A 4,471-nucleotide genomic window follows, 5' to 3' on the forward strand; every position below is an offset into this window, starting at 1 on the left:
GGCTCTATCCTTTGCTGTTCTCGGGATCAAAGTCAGTAAGGATAGACAAAAGAAAATGACGGGTATTTCCCATAGGTTGGAGGGCTGCACTGGGCAAAAAGTCGCCGCGAAGCGGCCTACCTTGACCTCAATGCCGAATTTACGGTGCTGGAAGGCCAGTACGCCAAGCGCAAGGTCTGGTCGCTGATCGGGATGCACAGCCCCAAAGGTCCGGAGTGGGAGAACATGGGCCGGTCATTTGTTCGAGGTATCCTGCAATCGGCTCGCAATATCAAGGCCGAGGATAACAGTCCACCGGCTTATAAAGCCCGACAGTTGCAGTCTTTGTCAGAGCTGGATGGTATTGAGTTCGTCGCCAAGATCAGTACTGAAAAGGACCAGTACGACGAGCCCAAGAATGTCATCAAGCAGGCTATTACGCCTGAGCATAAGCAGTATGCTCAGCTGATGTTTGGCCAGACGGCTCCCCAGGGTCATCCACCCGCCAGTCAGCAGGTAGGCCATTCCCAGGCTCAACTGCAATCACAGCTCTACAGTCCTCCGGACTCAGCGCCCCATCCGGCTGAAAGCTACAACAACCAGTGGGATTAACGCCATATGCCCACCATCTGGTGGGCTTTTCCCTACAGGGACTGTGACTAATGAAGAACAAATGGCTTGATTTTAATGATGCTCCTGAACAAGGCTCGGGTAGCAAGTTGGATGCTGAAGAAGTCAAACGTCGCATTCAAGAGCGTCTACCAGAGTTTCTGGTTTGGCTGTTTCCCAATGGAAAAAAGCGAGGTCAGAAGTTTGTGCTGGGCAATGTTCAGGGCAAGAAAGGCAAGAGCCTGGAAGTGGAACTGGCTAGCGGGCTTTGGCATGACTTTGAAAGCGGTGAAAGCGGTGAAGGCGGTGACGTTATCAGCCTCACGGCAGAGCATCAGAAGTTGGATGCACAAAGGGACTTCCCCGAAATCATCCAGTTTATGGCGGACTGGTTGGGTATGCCGTCATTCACTCCACCAGCTACTGCTAACCACCAGGAAGAGTATGAGGATCTGGGCCATCACACGGGCAAGTGGGATTACCAGGATGCTGAAGGAAACCTGATCGCCTGTGTCTATCGGTACGATACGCCAGAGGGTAAAGAGTTCCGGCCCTGGGATGTAAAGACCCGTAAAACCAAAGCCCCCAATCCCCGACCACTCTACAACCAGCCTGGCATCAAGGTAGCAGACGAAGTGTTGCTGGTGGAGGGAGAGAAAGCAGCCCAGGCGCTGATTGATAGTGGTTATTGTGCGACTACGGCTATGAATGGTGCCAAGGCTCCTACGGATAAGACGGACTGGTCTCCCCTCAAAGGCAAGCGTGTCACTCTTTGGCCTGATAATGACGACACTGGGCTGGAATATGCCTTCAGTGCCGCCAAAGCCATCGCTGATATGGATGCTTTATCCGTCATCATAGTGAAGCCACCCGCAGATAAACCCGAGAAATGGGATGCGGCGGATGCTGTTCAGGAAAGCTTTGATATTGATCATTGGGTAGCCAGCACCGAACGCAAGACAATCAAATCGGCAGGCCTGCAGCTGTCAGACTGGAGTGCGCTTCGTTATAAAGGCAAAGCCCCTGAACAGCATTACCTGATTGAAGGCTCCTTCCCGTTAGGTGTCGTGTCCATCCTGGCGGCTATGGGCGACACAGGAAAGGGAATGCTTACACTCAAGTTGGCGTTGGAAATTGCCTGTGGTGAAGACCTGCCAGTCGAGGTGTTTGGCGGCAAGGTTTTACAACACGGAACAGCGGTTGTTTTCACCTCTGAGGATGATCAGGCAGAAGTGCATCGTCGCCTGGAAAAACTGGACCCGACTGACTTGCGACTGAAGTCTCCCGAGAAGCTGGTCATCATTCCCTTACCCAATGCAGGTGGCCCTTTTCCGATGGTTAGGGAAACACCGGAAGGGCCAAGAACAACAACTGAGTTTACTCAGGTGGTTAGGCAGCTGCAGGCTATTGAGGATCTCAAGCTGGTGGTTTTTGATCCCTTGTCCTCTTTTGTTCATGCCGATGTGAACGCTGATCCTGCCGTGGGCAGCTACCTGACGGGGCTGTTGGCGAACCTAGCCAGTGAGACCGGGGCCACAGTGATTGTGGTTCACCATATGCGAAAACCACCAGGACAGAAACCCATCGAAAGCGCAGAGCAAGCCAGGGATGCCATCCGAGGGAGCAGTGCGCTGGTGGATGGTGTTCGTATGGCTTATGCCCTCTGGCCTGCTCAGGATCTGGTGGTTCAACAGGTTTGTCAGACTCTGAATCTGATTCCCGAGCCGAGAAGTTTTTACCAGGGAGCGGTGGTGAAATCCAATGGCCCGGCGGATCGGACAATCCGTACTTATAAACGCAACGGTATCGGGTTGCTGGAAGACTTGACCAGAAGGCTGACTGGGGCGGCTTCATCCGACTATGAGTTGTTGGTCTCACTATCAGGCGCCATCAGGGAAGCAGCCAGCCGTGGACATCCTTATACGCACACTGGCGGCAATGGAATCTACAAACAACGTCATCGTTTACCTGAAGTCTTTCACCCCATGACTCGAGGCCGGTTGGAATACCTGGTTCAAGAGCTTCTGAATGAGCGACCACCAAGGGTTGTAAAAGGTGTTGCTGAAGGTTCCCGTGAGCATAAGTGGTTGGACTCACCCTTTGGACCCTTTGCGCTTGGCAAAGGACAGTTTGGCAAAGGAGCCGATTTTCCTTCCCGGGAACGCTAACCAGCTTCTTGGGAAGCAAATGTAAAGATGACCTTAAATCGGGGGTATCCAATTGAAAAGTAAAGAAAATCTGCCTCCCAAACTTTGCTGTGATCGTCGTATATAAAAGAGTGGTTGATTTTCGGGTATTTTGAACACAACTGACTGAAAAGTAATAACAAAGCTGACTTTTAGGACTGTAGAAAATGCTTCCCAAAAAAACAGAAATACTTGGGAATTCCCAAGCATTTTGGGAACAGAAGTGACTAGAAGAACAATGTCTAATTGTTTGAAAACTATATCGAAATGGCAATCAGTCAAAGTAAAAATGCTTCCCGGAAAGTCCGGGAACGGGAAGCAAACGGGAGTGGTTAACTGATTGAAAAGTAATAAAAAACTGCTTCCCGGGAACGCCTTACTTATAAATAAGTAAGGGGGAATATAAAGATTTCCCCCTTACTGAAGTGTTGAAGCCATTGCTGAAGCCAAGGGGGAAGCATGCATACGACTGATGAATTAGGACGTTGTTACCGGGAAGCCTGGCTGGTGGCACGACGAGTGTCGTCAGGGATTAACCTCCGGTACTCTGCCTTCTGGCCGGAGATCAATCCCAACCGTTGGGAAGTCTACCAGGGTGAAAACAAAATTCTGAGACTCCCCGAGCCTTCGGAGGATGAGATCGACCGCATGGTGCAGTGCATGCGTTGGCTACGCTGGGTCAGCGAGGAGGATCGTAAGCTTATCTGGCTTCGCGCCTCGGGACTGCCCTGGCGAGTGATTGCGGAAGACCTGGGTGTGAATCGAAAAACAGCCTATGGGCACTGGTGCAAGGCCATAAACCGAATTTCTATCCACATTTTGCAAAAAAAATCAGGGTAATTTGACCCGTTCAGGGGGCTTAAAAACGTGTTTGTCTGTCAATGTCGCTTAAAGTCCTTATTTGGAGGATTGGACACTTTTGCCAAATTTGACAAGAATTAACGCTAAGCTCGAAGCGAATTACACCTGAACCTCACACCTCCCCGGTTTGAGGTTTTTTTGTCTCTGGAAATCACGGAATGGAAATCACGGAAGAACCATGTCCAGAATCCTTGTCGAAGCTATCGAACATCGCTCAGTTACCAGCCTGGTGCCCTACGCCAACAATGCCCGTACTCACTCCGATGAGCAGGTCAGTCAGATTGCCCGGTCCATCGAGGAGTTCGGGTTTGTCAATCCGGTGCTGGTGGGCAGTGATGACGTGATCGTAGCCGGTCATGGTCGTCTGATAGCAGCGAAGCAGCTGGGGATGGAAACCGTGCCGGTGATCGTGTTGGGGCACCTTTCCGAAACCCAGCGTCGGGCGCTGGTGATTGCCGACAACCAGATTACGGCTAACTCGGGCTGGGATGAAGACCTGCTCAAGCAGGAACTGGCAGAACTGGATGCACTGGATTTTGACCTGGATTTGATGGGCTTCTCTGACGAGGAGCTGGAAGGTTTGCTGCTGGTGGATGAGCCTGAAGGTCAAACCGACGATGATGAGATTCCAGAGCCAGAGAAACATCCCGTCAGCCAGCTGGGCGATGTCTGGATTCTGGGAGATCATAGGGTGCTGTGCGGCAGCGCCACTGAACAGGCCGATGTGGAAACTCTGATGGCTGGGCAGCTGGCGGATATGGTGTTCACCGACCCACCCTACAACGTCGACTACGCCAACCCGGAGAAAAACACCAAGGCGAAGAAAGACCGTCGGA

The 4,471-nt window shown here is 51.7% G+C and carries 4 protein-coding genes; all 4 read left to right on the forward strand.

Translation table 11 applies throughout. From position 1 onward, the window contains the following. Positions 1-144: 144 nt before the first annotated feature. Positions 145-591, forward strand: coding sequence for a hypothetical protein (locus tag ACR2PX_RS20550; RefSeq protein ID WP_434001228.1), 447 nt, complete (start codon positions 145-147; stop codon positions 589-591). A gap of 50 nt (positions 592-641) precedes the next feature. After that, positions 642-2,756: an AAA family ATPase gene (locus tag ACR2PX_RS20555; RefSeq protein WP_434001229.1), complete on the forward strand. Its 2,115-nt coding sequence runs from the start codon at positions 642-644 to the stop codon at positions 2,754-2,756. A 477-nt stretch (positions 2,757-3,233) separates the two neighbouring features. Further along, the gene (locus ACR2PX_RS20560) at positions 3,234-3,614 is read left to right on the forward strand and encodes a DUF6362 family protein (RefSeq protein WP_434001230.1); all 381 of its coding nucleotides are present in this window, start codon (positions 3,234-3,236) and stop codon (positions 3,612-3,614) included. A 199-nt stretch (positions 3,615-3,813) separates the two neighbouring features. Continuing rightward, positions 3,814-4,471 (forward strand): ParB N-terminal domain-containing protein (locus ACR2PX_RS20565; protein WP_434001231.1); only part of this gene is annotated, 658 nt, incomplete at its 3' end.

This window comes from Endozoicomonas sp., assembly GCF_051008435.1.
GTDB lineage: Bacteria > Pseudomonadota > Gammaproteobacteria > Pseudomonadales > Endozoicomonadaceae > Endozoicomonas_A.